The organism is Pseudomonas asplenii (assembly GCF_001293465.1).
Lineage (GTDB): Bacteria > Pseudomonadota > Gammaproteobacteria > Pseudomonadales > Pseudomonadaceae > Aquipseudomonas > Aquipseudomonas fuscovaginae_B.
In genome coordinates this window covers 115,023-133,371 of the sequence record NZ_JSYZ01000006.1, presented here as the reverse complement: position 1 = coordinate 133,371, position 18,349 = coordinate 115,023, and the positions used below count along the sequence as shown (strand labels likewise).

The 18,349-nt window shown below is 64.4% G+C and carries 12 protein-coding genes and 1 pseudogene; 4 read left to right on the top strand and 9 right to left on the bottom strand.

Annotated elements, in window-relative coordinates; all coding sequences use genetic code 11:
* Genes PF66_RS09265 through PF66_RS09250 form a run of 4 tightly spaced genes read left to right on the top strand, consistent with a single transcriptional unit; the run spans nucleotide 1 to nucleotide 7,668 of the window.
* Nucleotides 1-639 carry a DUF1175 domain-containing protein gene (locus tag PF66_RS09265; protein ID WP_425357892.1) on the top strand — a complete coding sequence of 213 codons (639 nt, stop codon included), beginning with the start codon at nucleotides 1-3 and terminating at the stop codon, nucleotides 637-639.
* A complete protein-coding gene (locus PF66_RS09260) occupies nucleotides 636-5,207 on the top strand; it encodes an alpha-2-macroglobulin family protein (protein WP_081009826.1) in 4,572 nt (1,523 codons plus the stop codon). The genes PF66_RS09265 and PF66_RS09260 overlap by 4 nt, the downstream gene beginning before the upstream one ends.
* Nucleotide 5,208: 1 nt before the next feature.
* Complete coding sequence (locus PF66_RS09255) at nucleotides 5,209-6,855, top strand: DUF2300 domain-containing protein (protein WP_054062525.1); 1,647 nt, start codon at nucleotides 5,209-5,211, stop codon at nucleotides 6,853-6,855.
* 3 nt (nucleotides 6,856-6,858) lie between these two features.
* Nucleotides 6,859-7,668: a YfaP family protein gene (locus tag PF66_RS09250; protein WP_054062524.1), complete on the top strand. Its 810-nt coding sequence runs from the start codon at nucleotides 6,859-6,861 to the stop codon at nucleotides 7,666-7,668.
* A gap of 181 nt (nucleotides 7,669-7,849) precedes the next feature.
* On the opposite strand, the pseudogene PF66_RS09245 reads toward PF66_RS09250, so the two are convergent.
* From PF66_RS09245 to PF66_RS09205, 9 genes and pseudogenes are all read right to left on the bottom strand, one after another.
* Nucleotides 7,850-8,882 (bottom strand): annotated as a pseudogene (locus tag PF66_RS09245) (PDDEXK nuclease domain-containing protein).
* Between the two features lie 300 nt (nucleotides 8,883-9,182).
* Nucleotides 9,183-10,343, bottom strand: a complete 1,161-nt coding sequence (locus PF66_RS09240; protein WP_054058419.1) for a GGDEF domain-containing protein — start codon at nucleotides 10,341-10,343, stop codon at nucleotides 9,183-9,185.
* A 138-nt stretch (nucleotides 10,344-10,481) separates the two neighbouring features.
* Nucleotides 10,482-11,966 carry a hypothetical protein gene (locus PF66_RS09235; RefSeq protein WP_054062523.1) on the bottom strand — a complete coding sequence of 495 codons (1,485 nt, stop codon included), beginning with the start codon at nucleotides 11,964-11,966 and terminating at the stop codon, nucleotides 10,482-10,484.
* Entirely contained in the window at nucleotides 11,960-13,906 is a 1,947-nt protein-coding gene (locus tag PF66_RS09230; protein WP_054062522.1) for a putative bifunctional diguanylate cyclase/phosphodiesterase, read from the bottom strand. Before PF66_RS09230 ends, PF66_RS09235 begins: the two co-directional genes overlap by 7 nt.
* Nucleotides 13,907-14,416: 510 nt before the next feature.
* A complete protein-coding gene (locus PF66_RS09225; RefSeq protein ID WP_054058416.1) occupies nucleotides 14,417-15,175 on the bottom strand; it encodes a LexA family transcriptional regulator in 759 nt (252 codons plus the stop codon).
* A gap of 229 nt (nucleotides 15,176-15,404) precedes the next feature.
* Nucleotides 15,405-15,932 (bottom strand): inorganic diphosphatase, encoded by a 528-nt coding sequence (gene ppa, locus PF66_RS09220; protein ID WP_054062521.1) that lies wholly within the window; start codon nucleotides 15,930-15,932, stop codon nucleotides 15,405-15,407.
* A gap of 172 nt (nucleotides 15,933-16,104) precedes the next feature.
* Nucleotides 16,105-16,917: a zinc-dependent peptidase gene (locus PF66_RS09215; RefSeq protein ID WP_054058414.1), complete on the bottom strand. Its 813-nt coding sequence runs from the start codon at nucleotides 16,915-16,917 to the stop codon at nucleotides 16,105-16,107.
* A 4-nt stretch (nucleotides 16,918-16,921) separates the two neighbouring features.
* A complete protein-coding gene (locus PF66_RS09210) occupies nucleotides 16,922-17,575 on the bottom strand; it encodes a DedA family protein (RefSeq protein ID WP_054058413.1) in 654 nt (217 codons plus the stop codon).
* A 293-nt stretch (nucleotides 17,576-17,868) separates the two neighbouring features.
* The gene (locus tag PF66_RS09205; protein WP_054058412.1) at nucleotides 17,869-18,327 is read right to left on the bottom strand and encodes a GNAT family N-acetyltransferase; all 459 of its coding nucleotides are present in this window, start codon (nucleotides 18,325-18,327) and stop codon (nucleotides 17,869-17,871) included.
* Nucleotides 18,328-18,349 lie beyond the last annotated feature (22 nt).

The window sequence follows — 18,349 nt, the reverse complement described above, 5'->3', positions numbered from 1 at the left end:
CTGTCCAAGGCCCTGGGCGTGCTGGCGCTGCTGAACCTGGTGTTCGGCACGTCGGCGTTCGCCGTCGAAACGCCGGCCCTGGATGTCGAGCAGTCCCAGGTGTTCCGCGCCTGGTTCGTGCGCATCGCCCAGGAGCAACTGACCCAGGGGCCGAGCCCGCGCTGGTACCAGCAGGACTGCGCCGGCCTGGTGCGCTTCGCCGCCAACGAAGCGTTGAAGAAACACGATGACAAGTGGCTGCGGGCCAATGGCCTGTCCAACCGTTACCTGCCGCCCGAGCTGAGCCTCAGTGACAGCCAGCGCAAGCTGGCCCAGCAGTGGCAGCAGGGCGGCGGCAAGGTCGGCCCGTACGTCAATGCGATCAAGCTGATCCAGTTCAACAGCCAGCTGGTCAGCCGCGACCTCAACCAGGCGCGGCCCGGCGACCTGCTGTTCTTCGACCAGGGCGACGATCAGCACCTGATGATCTGGATGGGCCGCAACATCGCCTATCACACCGGCACCACCACCCCCACCGACAACGGCATGCGCTCCGCCAGCGTGCAGCAACTCATGACATGGAAGGACACCCGATGGATACCCGATGCAACGAACCCCAACTTCATCGGCGTCTACCGGCTGAACTTCCTCTCTCGATGAACGGGTCTTCCATGATGCGTCTGTTATCCCGAATGGTTTTCGCCCTGGCCGTGCTGTTGCCGGTCACCGCTGGTGCCGCCGATGACTCGGTGCCGCCGAGCAACTACACGCCGATTGCCGGCGAAAGCTTCTTCCTGCTCGCCGACAGCAGCTTCGCCAGCGACGAGCAGGCGCTGGTCCGCCTGGAAGCACCGGGCCGCGACTACCGGCGTTTCCGCATGGAACCGTACGGTGGAGCGGACATCCGCGTGTACCGCATCGACCAGCCGCTGGAGTTTCTCAAGCGCCAGAAAAACCTGCACCGGGTGGTCAGCGATGGCCAGTTCAAGGGCGAGGGGCTGTCCAATACCCTGGCCTACCTGTGGGACAACTGGTACCGCAAATCCCGTCGGGTGATGCAGCGGGCGTTCTCCTACGAGTCGCGCAAGCAGGTGACCGAGGAGGTGCCGGAGCTGAAGATGGGCGACGTCATCAACCGGCCGACCCAATATGACAACCCGCCGCAATACGCGCCGTTGCCGGGCCTGCCACTGGTCAGCCAGTTCCGCTACCCGCTGTGGGACGCCAAGCCGATCCAGCCACCCAAGGGCGTCGACCTGGCCGGGTCCTCCAGCCAGTTCATCAGCGTCGCACCGGGTAACGTCTATATCCCGCTGGGCAAGCTCAAGCCGGGCCTGTACCTGGTCGAGGCGCTGGTCGGCAAATACCGCGCGACCACCGTGGTGTTCGTCTCCAACACCGTGGCGGTGAGCAAGATCGCCGGCGACGAACTGCTGGTGTGGGCCGCACGCAAGCACGAAGGCAGCTCGGTGCCCAAGGTCAAGGTGCTGTGGACCGATGGCCTGGGCGTGATGAGCAGCGGCGAGACCGATGCCGAGGGCCTGCTGCGCCTCAAGCACGTCAGCCCCGAGCGCTCGTTCATGATCGGCGAGGATGACGAGGGCGGGGTGTTCGTCTCCGAGAACTTCTACTACGACAGCGAAATCTACGACACCAAGCTCTACGCCTTCACTGACCGGCCGCTGTACCGGCCGGGGGACTGGGTGTCGCTGAAGATCGTCGGTCGCGAATTCAAGAACGCCCGCGACTCGGTCAACCCGACCGGTGCGCCGGTGCGGGTCAGCGTGCTCGACGCCACCGGCACCATGCTGCAGACCCTGGACCTGAACCTGGACGGCAAGGCCGGTACCCAGGGCCGTTTCCAACTGCCCGACAACGCCGTGGCCGGCGGTTACGAGCTGCGTTTCAGCTACCGTGACCAGACCTACAGCAGCGCCTTCCGCGTCGCCGAGTACATCAAGCCGCACTTCGAAATCTCCCTGGACCTGGCCAAGCAGGACTTCCGTACCGGCGAGCCGGTCAAGGGCAAGCTGCAACTGCTGTACCCGGACGGCAAGCCGGTGGTCGATGCCCGTGTGCAACTGACCCTGCGTGCCCAGCAACTGTCGATGGTCGACAACGAGCTGCAATACCTCGGGCAATTCCCGGTGGAACTGAGCAGCGCCGAACTGACCACTGACGACAAGGGCCAGGCCGTGCTCGACCTGCCGGCGGCGGAGAAGCCCAGCCGCTACATGCTCACCGTGTTCGCCAGCGATGGCGCGGCGTATCGGGTCAAGACCACCAAGGAAATCCTCATCGAGCGTGGCGCGTCGCGCTACAGCCTGTCGGCCCCGCGGCGCTTCAGTGCCAGCGGCGAGAAGGTCGCGTTCAGCTACGCCAACGAGTCCGCCGTGGAGCCGGCCAGCGCCAGCAAGCCGAGCAGCTACAGCTGGGTACGCCTGGAAGACCAGTCCACCGGTGGCGGCAAGCTCGCGGCCGGCGACAAGGGTTTCAGCCTCACGTTCGACCGTCCCGGCACCTACAACCTGTCGCTCAAGGACGAGCACGAACGCATCCTCGGTGCCACCGGCCACTCGGTGACCGGCGATGGCGTCAAGGCCGTGCCCGGCACCGTGGAGATCCTGCTCGACAAGCCCGAGTACCACGCCGGTGACGAAGCCCTGGCGCTGATCACCTTCCCGGAGCCGGTCAACGACGCGCTGCTGTCTCTTGAGCGCGACAAGGTCGAGGCCACCGCGCTGCTGTCCAAGGGGGCCGACTGGCTGCGCCTGGAGAAGATCAGCGCCAACCAGTACCGCGCGCGGATTCCGGTAAAGGACAACTTCGCCCCCAACCTGACCTTCTCGGTGCTCTACACCAAGGGAGGCGAATACAGCTTCCAGAACGCCGGCCTCAAGGTCGCCACGCCGCAGATCGACGTGGCCATCGCCACCGACAAGGACAGCTACCAGCCGGGCGATACCGTCTCGGTGGACCTGACCACCCAGTTCGCCGGCAAGCCGATCCCGGCGCACCTGACCGTCAGCGTGGTGGATGAAATGATCTATGCCCTGCAGCCGGAAGTGGCGCCGAGCATCGACCAGTTCTTCTACCACCCACGGCGCAACAACGTGCGCACCAGCGCCAGCCTGTCGTTCATCAGCTACGACGTGGCCCTGCCGGGCAGCCCCGGTGCGCCGGGCAAGGCCAACCGCAGCGAACGCGGCGTGAAGGTGCTGGAGCGGCCGCGTCGTGAAGACGTCGACACCGCCGCCTGGCAGCCGGAACTGGTCACCGACGCCAACGGCAAGGTGCGCTTCACCTTCCGCATGCCGGACTCCCTGACCCGCTGGCGCATCACCGCCCGGGCCATTTCCGATGCCGGGCAGGTAGGCCAGCGCAACCAGTTCATCCGTTCCGACAAGCCGCTGTACCTGAAATGGAGCGGTCCGACCCACTTCCGCAACGGCGACCAGCCCAAGCTCGGCCTGTTCGCCTTCAGCCAGGACGACAAGCCGGCCAAGGCCGAACTGCTGATCCGCTACGCCGGCCAGGAACAACGCCTGCCGCTGTCGCTGAACAAGGGCATCAACTACATCCCGCTGCCGGCGATCGCCCTCGGCAGTGGCGACTGGACCGCCGAACTGCAACAGAACGGCAAGGCCCAGGACACCCTGGCCGTACGTCTCACCGCGGTCGCCGACGGCTGGCAGGTGACCCAGAGCCAGAGCCTCAGCGTGGCCAGCGGCGATACCCCGCTGAGCCTGCCGGCCGATGCCAGCGACATTCGCCTGCGCCTCGACGACAGCCCGCAGGCGCTGTTCCGGGCCAGCCTCGACGACCTGCTCAGCTACCCCTACGGTGGTGTCGAGCAGACCGCCAGCCAGTTGCTGCCGCTGAGCATCGCCTACCCGGCGCTGTCGGGTAACGCGCAGATCCGCGATCGCCTGCGCCTGATCCTGCAGAACAGCCGCCTGCGCCTGGTCTCGATGGCCGGTCCCGATGCCTGGTTCACCTGGTGGGGCGAGGACGTCACGCCGGATGCCTTCCTCACCGGCTACGCCTATTACGCCGACTGGTACGCCAGCAAGGCCCTGGGCGTGAGCCTGCCGCCGGAGCATTGGCAGCGGGTGCTGGACGTCTACGCCAAGCAGGCTTCCGCTACGCCGTTGCTGCAACGGGCGCTGGTGCTGTCGTTTGCCAGGGACATGCAACTGCCGGTCAACACCCTGCTCAGCGGCCTGATGGACGAACTGGCGAAAGCCGGCGAGGGTGCCGACGCCAACCTGCTGGATGATGGTGAAGACAGCGTGGTGATGGGCGCACCGGACTCGGCCCTGGGCCTTGCCAGCGCGCGGGTACTGACCGCAGCACTGGCGCGCCAGAGCAAGGTCGCCTTGCCGGACGCGTTCAGCCGGCAACTGCCGGCCGCCGAACAGCGCCTGGGCGCCAGTTCGCAGCCGTTCGCCACCGCCCTGAACCTGTCGCTCAAGCCGTTCAATGCCGAGCAGGCCCAGGATCTGCTGCAGCGTCTGCTGCCGCAACAATCCACCCTGGAGCGTGCGCTGGCCCTGACCTGGCTGCAACGCAGCGTCGAGCAGACCCCGAAAATGGTCAGCCTGACTCCGGGCGAAGGCTGGCAGGTCCGCCAGGGCAGCACCGGCGAGGCCTACTGGCAGTGGCAAGGCCAGGGCGTGCCGAACGTGCTGACCCTGAGCGGTGCCCAGGAGCGTCCGTTGCGCGCCAGCCTGAGCTACCTCAGCCAGGGCAAGGCCGCTGCCGACCTGCCGGTGCAGATCAGGCGCCGCCTGCTGGAACTGGTGCCGGACGATGAGCCCAATACCTTCAGCCTCAAGGCCGTGGGCGACAAGCCGCTGTCCAGCGACAGCCTGTACCTGGACGAAGTGATCCTCACCAGCAAGGCGGCCAAGCCGGTGCGTTACGGCATGCTCGAACTGCCGCTGCCACCGGGGGCGGATGTCGAGCGCACCACCTGGGGCGTCAATCTGGCCGGGCTGGCCGGCGAGGAAGCCACGCCGCTGGAGAAGGCGCATTTCGAACCGGGGCAGATGGCCTACGGGGTGCCGGTCAACAGCCTCAACGGCGAGGTGCGCGTGCGTCATCTGCTGCGCTTCTCGCAGAAGGGCCAGTTCAAGCTGCCGCCGGCGCGCTTCAGTCAGATCTATGCGCCGGAGCACCAGGCCCAGGAGCAGAAGGCGGCCCTCGGACAAGTCACGGTTCAATGACATGAGCCGTCCGCTGACCTGGCTGGTGCTGTGCTTTCTTCCTCTGCTGGCGACGGCAGAGGAGGCGCCGTTGCGCCTGGCCTGGAAAACCGCTGGCGGTTATGAGCTGGTGCAGTTGAACACCACGCAGGTGCTCAGCCGCGAACCGTTGCCGGCGGACCTGCAAACCCCGCTGGGCAGCCTGTGGAAGCTGTTCGTCTACGCCTGGCTGGTCGACACCGACCAGCAGGAGCCGGCCTACGATTGCCACGGCCAGGATCACGAGGAAGTCTATTGCTGCACGCCGGGCGGCAACATCGCCCGCGATGCGGCGCTGGTCCGTTCCTGTGGGTTGTACTTCGACCCCAAGCGGCTGAACCTCGATGCCGGCCGGTGGCGCGACTACTGGCAGGCCCGCCAGGCTCCCGCCTGGCTGCAGAGCCTCGACCACCTGCAGCCGCAGACCCGTGTCCCCGTGGCACAACTGCTGGAGGCGCTGCGTACGCTGCCGGCCCAGGACGCGGCGCGTCGGCTGCTGCTCGACGTGGTGCTCAACGCCGCCGACGGCCAGGCCGTGGCGGTGTTGGGTGGGCGGCTGCGGGTCAAGACCTGGAGCTGGCTCGGCGACCAGGACCCGCAGTCGCGCCAGGGCGGTTTCGCCGGCTGGCTGGCGGACGGCACGCCGCTCTGGGCCGGTGGCCGCGGCACCAGCCAGATGGTGTTGCGACACTACTCGGACGTGCTCGGCGGTTTCCTGCCGGCACCGCAGGCGGAAGACGCCGGGCGTTGCGTGCAGGTCGAGCTGTTCTCGCGCTACCCGCTCAAGGGCGTCAGCCGTGTGGATGGGCAGGCGGCCGCGGAGGGGGGCCTGCAAGGCCGCTACCGGGTCGACTTCGCCAACGGCAACCAGCTGGACATCGAAAGCACGGGCGAACTGTTCCTGTTGAAGAACGCCGGCCAGCCACAACTGGTGGCCCGGCTCGATCGCGAGGAGTACGTCGCCCGGGTGTTGCAGCGCGAGGCCAGGAGCGAACCGGCCGAGGCGGCCAAGGCCCTGGCCGTGGCGATCCGCAGTTACCTGTTGCAGAACGCCGGGCGCAGCGGCGACTGCCTGAGCATCGACGACAGCAGCAGCCGCCAGCGCGTGGCGCCGCGACCGGCCACGGCCGAAACACGTGCCATCGCCGCCTGGACCAGCGACCTGGTGCTGGCCGGCAGCCCGGTGACCTACCACTCCGACCAGCCCGGCCCGGACAAGCTGTCCTGGCAGCAGGCGGTGGAGCAGGCCAACAACGGCGCGCGCTACGACCAGATCCTCCAGCACGCCTATCCACGGGCGAGCCTGAGCCGCTGGGACAACCCGGTGGCGTCCTGCGAGCCCTTGCCGGCGGCCCAGGAGTGGCTGCTCAAGCAGCGTCGCGTCTGGCGCCAGCGGCTGAACCGGGAGGTCGGCTATAACGAACTGAGCCGCTTCGCCGTCTGCCGCGTGGCGTTCGGCCGGCCCTATGTCGATCGCGAGCGCCAGCGCATCTACGTGCGCGGCGTGCTGACCCAGCAGGACCGCCTCGACCTGACCCATGAATACCTGCACCTGGCGTTCGAGGCCCACCCGAACGGCCAGGACGAAGACTACATCGAAGGGCTTGCCCGCCACCTGTTACTGGAATAGGCCATGACATTGCGTATCCCCACCCTAGCCCTGTTCCTCGCCACCCTGGCGGTGCTGGGCACGGCCCATGCCGACATCAAGCTCGACACCCTGCGGGGTGGCTGGCGCCAGGGTTCGTCGGACGGCGAAAACTACAGCCAGACCGTCAACTACCCGGCCTCGTCGGTCAACACGCCACTGGGCCAGGCCGACACGGCGCGAATCATGGGCCAGATCAAGGGCACGCCGAAGAATGCCCGCGAGCCGGGCAACCTGATCGTCAATGGCGTGAGCATGCCGCTCAAGCTCGATGCCTCGGGCAACTTCGACCGGCCGTTCGCGTTCCCCAATGGCACCAACAGCGTCGAAGTGCGCAGCCCTGACGGCCAGCAGCGCAAGCGCGTGCAGTTTCTCAACGCCGGTGGCGCGACCAAGGCCAAGCTGCGCATCCTGCTGTCCTGGGACAGCGACCACACCGACCTCGACCTGCACGTGGTCACGCCAGACGGCGCGCACATCTGGTACGGCGACCGCACGGCGCCTAACGGCGGCTCGCTGGACGTCGACGTCACCACCGGCTACGGCCCGGAAATCTTCTCCATGCCGGCGCCGATCAAGGGCCAGTACCTGATCTACGTGAACTACTACGGCGGCGGCTATCGCAGCGATGAGGACGGGGACGGTGGCCAGGAAAACGCCGTACAGGCCCTGACCACGGCGAAGATCACGCTGATCACGGAAGAGGGTACGGTGAACGAGAAGATGGAATCGTTCATCGTCCCGATGCGTGCGCCGGGCGAGCTGACGCTGGTGCGCAAGTTCAGCTATCCCTGAGAGCGTGGCGTTTCCAGGCTGGCGAACAAGTCTTGAGGGCCCATTCGCGGGCAAGTCGGATCGCCGCACTGCCGGCTCCTACAGAGACCGCGCCAGACACCTGTCCGATGTGCGCTCCGGGGGCGCAGCATTTATCCGCGAAAGAGCCCGAGAGGGCAGACCAGGACTGATCCGTTATCAGCTAACTCGCGTCATTCCCTGCCAGCTCACGCTCGATCTGTTCGATACTGGGTAGGCTGGTTTGCAGCTCGGCGGGCAAGGACTCCACCAGCTGATACTCGGCCACTCCGATGGGGAGGGCACTATCTCGCAGAGCGTATTCAGCCACGACCTTATTCTTGCTTTTGCATAACAGTAGGCCGATGGTTGGTGCGTCCTGGGGATGTTTGAGTTGGGCATCTACTGCTGTCAGGTAAAAGCTCAATTGACCCAAATGCCCAGGTTTGAATTTGCCAGCCTTGAGCTCGATCACCACGTAGCAACGCAGCTTCAGGTGATAGAACAGCAGATCAATGAAGAACTCGTCTCCGCCGACATCCAGCAACACTTGTTTGCCGACGAAGGCGAATCCCGCACCCAGTTCCAGCAGGAATTCGGTGACGTGTTTGATGAGGGCACTTTCAATCTCGCGCTCTTGGGCATCGGCGGTCAGGCCGAGGAAGTCGAAGCGGTAAGGATCTTTCAGCGATTCGCGGGCCAGATCGGAGTGGGGCTTGGGTAGATGGTTTTCGAAATTGCTGGCAGCGTTGCCGCTACGCTCCAACAGGCGGGATTCGATCTGCATCACCAGAATGTTGCGCGACCAGTTGTGCTCGACGGCTTTGGCAATGTACCAGCGCCGGGTTTCGGGGCCGGGGAGTCTGTCCAGCAATACCAGATTATGGCCCCAGGGCAATTGTGCAGCAGCCTGTTGCACAAATTCCGTGTCCGGCCACGCTTCGGCAAATGCGCGCATGTATTTGAGGTTGCGGGGCGAAAACCCTTTCATGTCGGGAAAGGCTGTGCGCAGGTCCTGCGCCAGGCGCTCTATGACCTTGGCCCCCCCAACCCTCCTGGACCTGCCGAGTCAGGATCTCGTGGCCGATCTGCCAGTAGAGCAGCACCAGCTCTTGATTGACCGCCAGCGTGGCGCGCTGTTGAGCGGTATGGATGCAACCTTTGAAGTCGCCATATCCTTCGGGAGGTGAGCTCAGACCAGCAGGTTGGTTGCTCATGCCTTTTCCTCGTGACGTTCCTTGTGCTGCATTTGCGGGTATCCGGGAGCGCAGGTCAAACGGTTTCCTGAACGATCAGATTTCGAAATCTTACGCAGGCCGTTGGCCTTGGGGTTCAGGAGGATGTGTTTGAAGAGGGGAGCACCTTGCTCACCCGAAGTCGAAATCGAAGATAGTCACCCGAATGGTCAGGCACAAGCGCACTGGAATTTCTAGAAAACTTCAGGCGAAGGAAAGGGAGTCGTCCTGCCAGCGCCGGCAAATCATGCTCAAAAACGCTCAATCCGGTCACTGAACCGATCAGTCTGCGGCGCTGCTCATGGCGACTTCCACGCGGTTACGCCCCTTGCCCTTGGCGCCATACAGCGCCTCGTCCGCCAGTGACAGCAACCGTGACAGTTCGTAGCCGTTTTCCCGTGTCGTCACCACCCCGATGCTCACGCTGAGCAGGCCCGGCTCCAGCAAGGTCAACGCGGCAAACTCGCGACGGATGCGTTCCGCCACGTCGACGGCCGCCGCCTCGTCGCTTTCCAGCAGACAGGCGAATTCTTCCCCGCCAATGCGTCCGAACACGTCCTTCTCATGCAACGCGCGGCCCATGACCCGGCTGAAGGCGATCAGCGCCTGGTCTCCCACGGCATGGCCGAAGGTGTCGTTCAGTCGCTTGAAATGGTCGAGGTCGCAAAGCAGCAGCGCCATTACCGTACCGCGCCGCTGGCAGGCCTCCAGCCGGCGAGCTCCACGGTCCATGAACGCCCGGCGGTTGCCGACACCGGTCAGGGCATCGCTGTAGGCGGCCGCCTTGAAGCGCAGTTCGGCGCGTTCCTTGACCATCGCCAGGGTCATGTAGGCGATGCCGATCACGTAGACCATGGCCTCGAACAGCAGGAACGAGAAAAACGAGGTGCCCTTGCCGACACCGGTCAGCGCCTGTTCGAGCCCCATGCCGGTGTCGTAGAAGGCCCGGATGTAATAGAACACCGTGTGCAGCAGGGTCAGGAAAAAGGCTGGCAGGTAGGAGACTTCGAGACTTTTCTGGCTGCGCCAGAACTCCAGCACCGTAACCGATCCGTAGACGGCGGTCAGCAGCGAGTAGGCGGTGACCCGCATGCTCAGCGACTCCATGAAGGCGGGTACCAGGCACAGGGCCAGCCAGGCCCCCGCACCGGCCAGCATACCTGGCAGCGACGGCGCCCGTCCGGCCAGTATCCGCATCGCCGTCCAGTTCATCGCGGCGCTCAGTAACAGCACGACATTGCCCAGCACCAGGGGCACGAAGTCGATGCCCATGCCCCGCAGGCTCACCAGCACCATGCCCAGCGACGCCAGCAGCATCGTGCCGGCCAGGTAGGCGAGCGGTCGTTCGCGGGTTTCACGGCTCCAGGCGTGCAGGGTCAACAGGCCCATCACGCAGAAAATGAGCACCGACACGATGAGCAGGGTCGGGATGTGAAGCGTCATGCGCTGAAGCTCCTTTACCTGGCGCGCAGAGGGTCTCACGGCAGGCGCAAGGGTATGGCTAAAGGACGGCAACTGTACCTCAGTTGCTGCGTGGTTGACCGCACTCCCTTGCGGCGCCTGCTGGAGACTGGCGCAGCTTCAGATGCCAGGTCCGATGACGCGCACCGGCAGCCTGGCCAGACGATCCCAACCGTCGGCATCGATCCCGGAGCAGTTCTGCAACGACAATTCTTGCAGCGGCAATTGCTCCAGCGCAGGTATCACGGCCGAGGTGATCCGCGACTCCCCCGGGCTTGCCGTGAGCGTCAGGCTGCGTAACGGCAGGCGGGCAAGATGGGCGACGCCGGCATCCGTGAGCCAGGGGCTGTCATACAGGTCGAGGTGCTTCAGGGGCAGGTCGCGCAGGCAGGCGAGGTCGGCGTCGCGCAGGTCCAGACCGCCGATCTCCAGTGCTTCCAGCGGCAGGCCCAGTTCGGCCAGCGTCCGCAGCGCCTTGCCGTCCACGCCATTGCAGAAGTTGAGCTTCAGCCTTTTCAGCGGCAGGCCCGCCAGTTGTTTCAGCTCCTTGCGGGTGACCTCGTTCAGGGAAAGGTCCAGCGACTCCAACGCCAGGCCACGCAAGTCGCCCAGGGTGTCCGCATCGATGCCCTGCACATCGCAGAGCCCCAGCCGCTTGAGCGGGAAGGCGTGCAGTGTGTCCAGCCGCTCGATCATCACCTGGGATGCCTTCAGATCCAGATCGGCGAGCGGCATGCCTTCCAGTTCGGCAAGGTCCTCATCGCTGATATAAGCGCACTGCAGTGACAGCCGCTCGATCGGCAGATCGCGAATCGCCTGCAGGGTGGCCTCGTTCGCATAGCAGTAGTCGAGGCTCAACGAGCGCAAGGCCGTCAGGCTGCGCAGCCAACTGGCGTCCTCGAGTATGGCGAGACGGCCCCAGCCGAGGGACAGATGTTCGAGTGGGTGTCTGGACAGATGGGCCATGCCGCGGGAAGTGAGGTGTTCGATGCGCTCCAGTTCCAGGGAGCGCAACGGCAAGCGCGATAGCGCGAGCAGACCGTCGTCGGTGATCTCATCGCAACGGTTCAGCGACAGTTCCTGCAGCGCACTGTCGCCGAGTTGCCGGAGGAACGCGTCGTCGAAGTCATCACCGTAGGTTTGCAGTTTCAGCCGGCGCAACCGCTCGACTGACGGTAGGCAGGTCTCGTTGTCCGAGCGGGAAAAGCCGCTGATCTCCAGCGTCTCCAGGGCCAGGGCGGGCAGGCGGCGCCAGAGCTCCTGGTCGCAGCTGAAGTTCGGGCCGTCGAGCACCAGCGTGCGCAGTGGCAGTCCGGCCAGGGCATCCAGCCAGTCCGGTTCGGCATCGCTCAGTTCCAGGCGGTCGACCGGCAGCCCGCGCAGCTGCGGCAGCCAGGCCCTGGGCCGGTTGGCATGCGGTTTGGCGTGCAACCCGGCAATCACCGTCAGGGCGGCCGGATCGCCCAGGCCGGCGGCGAGCCGCAAGCCATCCAGGGCCACATCGGCGGTGTCGAGCAGGTCGCGATAGAGCGCGGCGCGTACCGCAACATCGTCGGGGGCGGCGGCAAGCCGGTCGATCAGGGTCCTGCGGTCGGGATTCAGCACTGTGCACGTTCCGTCGTATTTTCCTGGTCGAGCCAGGCCTCGACCGATGCCGGCGACATCGGTCTGGAATAGTAGTAACCCTGTACCAGCGAGCAGCCCAGGCTGGCCAGGGCATCCAGTTCAGGCTGGGTTTCCACGCCTTCGACAATGCAATCGAGCTGCATGTCCAGGCTCAGCGCCACCAGCGATTTGACGATCTTGTAGCTGGCCGGCTTTTCATGCAAGCCGGTGACGAAGCTGCGATCGATCTTGATCTTGGTGAAGGCCAGCGAGTGCAACTGGCTGAGGCTGGAGTAGCCGGTGCCGAAGTCGTCGAGGGAAATGCCGCAACCCAGCCGGCGGAAGCCGTCGATGGTGCGCTGCACCTGGACGATGTCCTGCATGGTCGCCGTCTCGGTGATTTCCAGGTCCAGTCGCCGGGGATCGAAACCGCTCGCCACGATCACTTCGACGATCTGCTGCGCCACTTCGTCCGACGCGCAGTCGTGGGCCGAGAGGTTGAACGACAGGCGAATGTCGGCCGGCCAGCCGTTGGCGGTTGCCAGCGCCTTGCGCAGCAGGGGCGGGGTCAGGCGGTTGATCAGGCCGATCCGCTCGGCCACCGGGATGAACCGGTAGGGCGAGACATCGCCCAGCTTGGGGCTCTGCCAGCGCGCCAGGGCCTCGAAGGACACGGTGCGTTGAGTGCGCAGGTCGATCACCGGCTGGAACACCAGGTGGAATTCCTGCTCGATGTCCGCCCGGCGCAGGGCCTGCTCCGTCACGCCTTCGTGCAGCAGTTGCTGGTGGTGGCAGGCGGTGAACATCGACAGCGCACCGCGGTTGGTGCGTTTGCTGTGATAGAGCGCGTAGTCGGCGTACTCGAACGCCTCGATGGCATTGGTCGCCATGTCCGGGAAAGTCGCCATGCCCAGGGAGCCGCCGATCTGCACCGGCAGGTCGGTGAGCAGGAACGGCGTGGCCAGGGCCTCGCAGACCCGCTGGCCGAAGGCGGCCAGGGCCTGGTCATCGGCGTCGTTGGCCAGGATCAGCGCGAACTCGTCACCGCCCAGGCGCGCCAGGTGCATGCCGTCTTCCAGCAGGCCGTTCAGGCGCTGGCCGACCTGGGCCAGCAGGCGGTCGCCGACGCTGTGGCCGAACTGGTCGTTGACCGGCTTGAAGCCGTCGAGGTCGATGATACCCACCGCCAGCCGTGAACCATTGGCCTCGGCGTTGGCCATCTCGCGGTCCAGGGTGCTGAAGAACTGCCGGCGGTTGGGCAGCCCGGTCAGGCTGTCCTCGTTCGCCAGCTTGAGGTTTTCGTCACTCAACTGCTCGGCCTTGGCCTGGGCGTCGACCAGCCGGGTGAAGGCGCGGTAGTGGTTGTTGAGGATCACCAGCATGGTCATGGACACCAGCAGCACGTTCAGCGCGGTGGCCGTGAAGGCGGTGTTGCCCATGCTGGAGAAGAACACCACGAACACCACGTTGACGATCAGCGCCGTGCTTTGCGCGGCCGGGCGCAGGTGCATCATGCTGAAGATCACGCCGATGACGGTGATCGCCATGTAGAAGGCGACGTGGGATTGGGCATAGATATCGCCATAGGGGAACAGGGCCAGTGACCAGAAGGTAAAGGCCGTGGCAATCGGTGGTGCCAGCAGGTTGGTCCGTACCAGCGCGCGGGCGATCAGCTCCGGTGCCGGCGGATGATGGCGCATGCGCCACCAGCTGGCGCCGCGGATGCCGCAGATCAGGGTCATGGCCACCGGGATGTAGAAGGCCAGCCAGTCTGGCGCATTGTCCAGGTGGGTCATGACCAGCGCCCAGGTGTTCACGATCAGGATGAAATACATCAGCGGCAACTGACGAGCCAGCGCGATGTACTGGGCCTTGAGCAGCCTTGGGTTATCCAGGGGTGGGGTGACGAGTTTTCGAAGCTTCTTGAATAGGCCAGTCATTATCACGAGAGCCTCTATGGCCGTGGTCGATACAGCTCCCTCTGCTTGAAGGCGGCCTCGCGCATGCATGATTGCGAGGTTCAGGCGCCCGCAGGCCGATCTTTGCCGGCTGTAGCCTTTATTTCGGCTGGGTGGGCGAGTTCTGGAGGGGGCGGCGGGGCTTTTGGCTGGTTTAGCGAATGAGAGGCGATCAACGGCGCAGCCGGGCCTCGCACGTCGAGTATGGCGGATAAATGCCGGGCATTAAAAAGCCGGCTTGTGGCCGGCTTCTCGGGGACGGATTTGGCTTATTTTTGGTAAGCCTCGCCCGCCTTCAAAAGGTACATGCGCAAAGGCAATGTCTGGTCGGGAGACCCTGCGCGGTAGTCTCGCACAGGGTGGGTGGCAGGCTGACCCGCTTTCGGGGGACGCTGCCAGAATGTGCGGCGCAGGATACCCACATTTGCGACATATGCCCAGCGAAAACCGCCATGCAGAGCGATCGTTTTCAGATAAATCCACATTTCGACGCTATTTGCAGGGCACCGGCGGGCGGCGCTTGTTCAAGGTCGACCACCAGAACACCCAACCGAGGATCCGAATGCCCTGGCGCTCGATCTCTTCGGCGCTGAAGATCTCGTCGGGATATTCGTCGCTGTTGTGGCTGCGCAGCCGCAACGCGCCTGCCGGCAGGCGGTAGACGTATTTCACCCGGAGCATGCCGTCGTGTTCCAGGGCATAGATTTCGCCGTCCACCACCTGGGTCAGGCTGCGGTCGATGGCGATGGTGGAGCCGTCCTCGATCTTCTCGGCCATGGCATTACCGATCATCGGTGCGCAGATGGCCTTGTCCGGGTCGACGCCCATGGCCTGCAGGATCCGGTACGGCAGGCGTACCTTGCGCCCGGGGATGGCGCTGACCTGAGTCTGCTTGGAGCCGGGGGCCGTAGGCGTTTCCTTGTAGAGCGGAACCTGTACGTCGTTGCGCTCGCTGGCGGCCAGGTCGTCACGGGCCGAGTAGGGCTCCTGTTCGCCGGCCCGTGGCCGCAGGGCGTCGGCCTCTGCCTCGGCGGCAGAAGCACCCGGATGCTTCGGACCCTCGCCCGTTCGTAGCCAACGGCTGTTGACGCACAACAACTCCGCTATCTCATCCATGCGGGCCATGGGGATGCCACGCTTGAACCAGTTATTGACGTGCTGCGGCGTCACCTGCCGGTTGGCAGCGAAGTCCGAAGCGGAAAGATGGCACTCCCGCAGGAGCGCTCTTAAGCGATCGCCTGATGTATTCATGAACACAGAGTTTACTGGCGTGCTACACCCGTTTAAATAAACGAGATGTTCAAAAATAGCCGGCAAAAGCACACAACGTGATTGATTTCGTTGACTATTCCTACTCTTGCGTGTGGACGCCCGTTTCGCGCTGTTTATTCATTAAACGCCTTGTTTGTCCCGGGGTAAACGGGCATAAAAAAACCCCGGCGGACCGGGGTTCTTCATCAGCGTGCGCTGTCGGTGCGAATCAGCCCTTGTAGGCGGCAACCGACTTGCTGATTTCGGCGCGGGCGGCGTCAGCGTTGCCCCAGCCTTCGATCTTGACCCACTTGCCTTTCTCGAGATCCTTGTAGTTCTCGAAGAAGTGCTTGATCTGCTCCAGCAGCAGGGCTGGCAGGTCGGTGTATTCCTTCACGTCGACGTACAGCTGGGACAGCTTGTCGTGAGGAACCGCGATCACCTTGGCATCGCCACCGCCGTCGTCGGTCATGTGCAGGATGCCGACCGGACGGGCACGGATCACCGAGCCTGGAGCGACCGGGTAAGGGGTCACGACCAGCACGTCGAGCGGATCACCGTCGTCGGCCAGGGTGTTGGGGATGAAACCGTAGTTGGCCGGGTAGAACATCGGGGTGGCCATGAAACGGTCAACGAACAGGCAGTCGCTGTCTTTGTCGATTTCGTATTTGATCGGCGCGTGGTTGGCCGGGATTTCGATCGCGACGTAGATGTCGTTCGGCAGGTCTTTGCCAGCCGGGATCTTGCTGTAGCTCATTGGGCGATGCCCCCGTTAGTTGACCAGAAACCTGGTTGGATTGACCAAAAAGTGGCGGCGATTATAGGCACATTCCGGGGTGGATGCCACGTGTTGCAGGACGTGTGGGCGCGGCCGGTGCATGAGTTGTCCGGGACTTCTGGGGCTGTTGGCGAACCCCATCGCCCCCGGATCAGGGGGCAGGCTGGTAGCGCGGGTCGTGCGCCTGCAGGTGCCGCAGCCGCGCCAGCGGGTCCTGGCGGTAGAACGCGCGCAGTTGCTCGTAGACCCGTGGGTAGGCCGCGTCCAGCAGATCCGGGGCGCTGAAGAAGTATTCGCTGGTCACCGCGAAGAATTCCGCCGGGTTCTCGGCGGCATAGGGGTCGATGGCGGTCTCGGCGTCGGGGTCGCGGTCCAGCTGGCGGTTGAGGTCGTCGTAGGCGTGTTGCATGGCCTGGGCCCAGTCGCCGACCCGCATGTCGCTGTGCAACGGCGGCAGGCCGTTGGCGTCGCCGTTGAGCATGTCGAGCTTGTGCGCCAGTTCGTGGATCACCAGGTTGTAGCCTTCCCAGGCGCCACTGGCGAGCACGCCGGGCCAGGCCAGGATGACCGGGCCACGGTGCCAGGCCTCGCCGCTGTGTTCGGCATCCCACTCGTGTTCGACCCCGCTGGCATCGCGATGACGTTGCGGGCTCAGGAAATCGTCCGGGTACAACACGATTTCATGGAAACCCGAATACCACGCCAGATCGCCCAGATGCAGCAGCGGCAACTGTGCCTGGGCCGCCAGCAGCAGCCGACTGTACTGATCCAGCTCGACCCCCGGCAGGGCGCTCAGGTGCTTGTCGGCGAGGAACAGCACGCTGTGCTCCAGCAGCCAGCGGTCCTCGGCCTCGCTCAGACCGTCGAGAAAACTCAGGTGCTCACGGACCCGCTGCCAGGTTTCACGGGCAACGGGATGGCGGGCGAGGGTTCGGCGGCGGCGCCAGGCACTCAGCGACCACACGGTTTCAGTGGGTCTCGGCCTTGGAAGCACCGCCAAAACGGCTGCGCAGCACGCCGATGATCATCGGCACCAGCGACAGCAGGATGATGAAGACCACCAGCAGCGACAGGTTCTTCTTGATGAACGGCACGTTGCCGAAGAAGTAGCCGAGGGTCACCAGGCCGCCGACCCAGAGCACGGTGCCCAGCACGCTGAAGGCGAAGAACCGCGCATAGGGCATCTTGCCAACGCCGGCGACGAAGGGGGCGAAGGTCCGCAGGATCGGCAGGAAGCGCGCCAGGGTCACGGTCTTGCCGCCATGGCGATCGTAGAAGTCGTGGGTCTTGTGCAGGTAGTCGCGGCGGAAGATCTTCGAGTTCGGGTTGCTGAAAAGCTTTTCGCCCGCCGTGCGGCCAATGATGTAGTTGGTGCTGTCACCGAGGATTGCCGCCAGCATCAGCAGCCCGCCCAGCAACACCGGGTCCATGCCGCCGCCGGCAGCGACGGCACCGGCGATGAACAGCAGCGAGTCGCCCGGCAGGAAGGGCATCACCACCAGGCCGGTTTCGCAGAAGATCACCAGAAACAGGATGGCGTAGATCCATGGCCCGTAATTGTTCACCAGCATGTCGAGGTACACATCGAGATGCAGGATTAGGTCCAGCGGGTTGAAATCCATGGGTGGCACCTGTGTTGACGGTCTGAATCGGCAGACCTGCGCAAAAAATGGACACGTAGTTAACTACATCGAATGTAGTTTTTTCGTACATTGATTTGAAATCGGGATTATAAGAGTTGGAGAGGATTCTGCTTGCAGAGTTTGTAGCGAGGGATGTCTTGCGCTGGCCCTGCGAATGAGCCGGTGCTGGGCTTGGGGCCCTCTTCGCGGATAAACCGGGACGCCGGNNCGGGACGCCGGCGTTCCGGTTTATCCGCGAAGAGGGCGCCGCAGGATTTTGAGAGGACGGCCGGTCAGTCGTCGCTGATCGGCAGCACGTAGTTCTTGAACTCGGTGTCTTCGCGAAAACCGATGGACTCGTAGGTCTTCTGTGCCACCTTGTTGTCGCTGCTGGTGGACACCCGCAACCGCACGGCATGGGTCTCGCGGGCCATCTTCTTCGCCGTGCGCATCAGGTTGTCGGCCACCAGTTGGCGCCGGGCGTCCTCGGCCACGTAAATGTCGTTGAGAATCCACACGCGCTTGAGCGACAGCGAGGAAAAGCTCGGGTAGAGCTGGCAGAAACCCAGCAGCTTCTTGTCGTCATCATCCGCCAACGCCAGGTAGATCACCGACTCCTTGCGGCGCAGGCGCTTTTCCAGAAAGCTGCGCGATGAATCGGGAAGGGGCAGTGAACCGTAGAATTCACGGTATTTGACGAACAGGGGCGTCAACAGGTCCAGATGTTCCAGGGTCGCTTGAGTAATCCGCATAGATCAGGCCTCAACTTCGTGG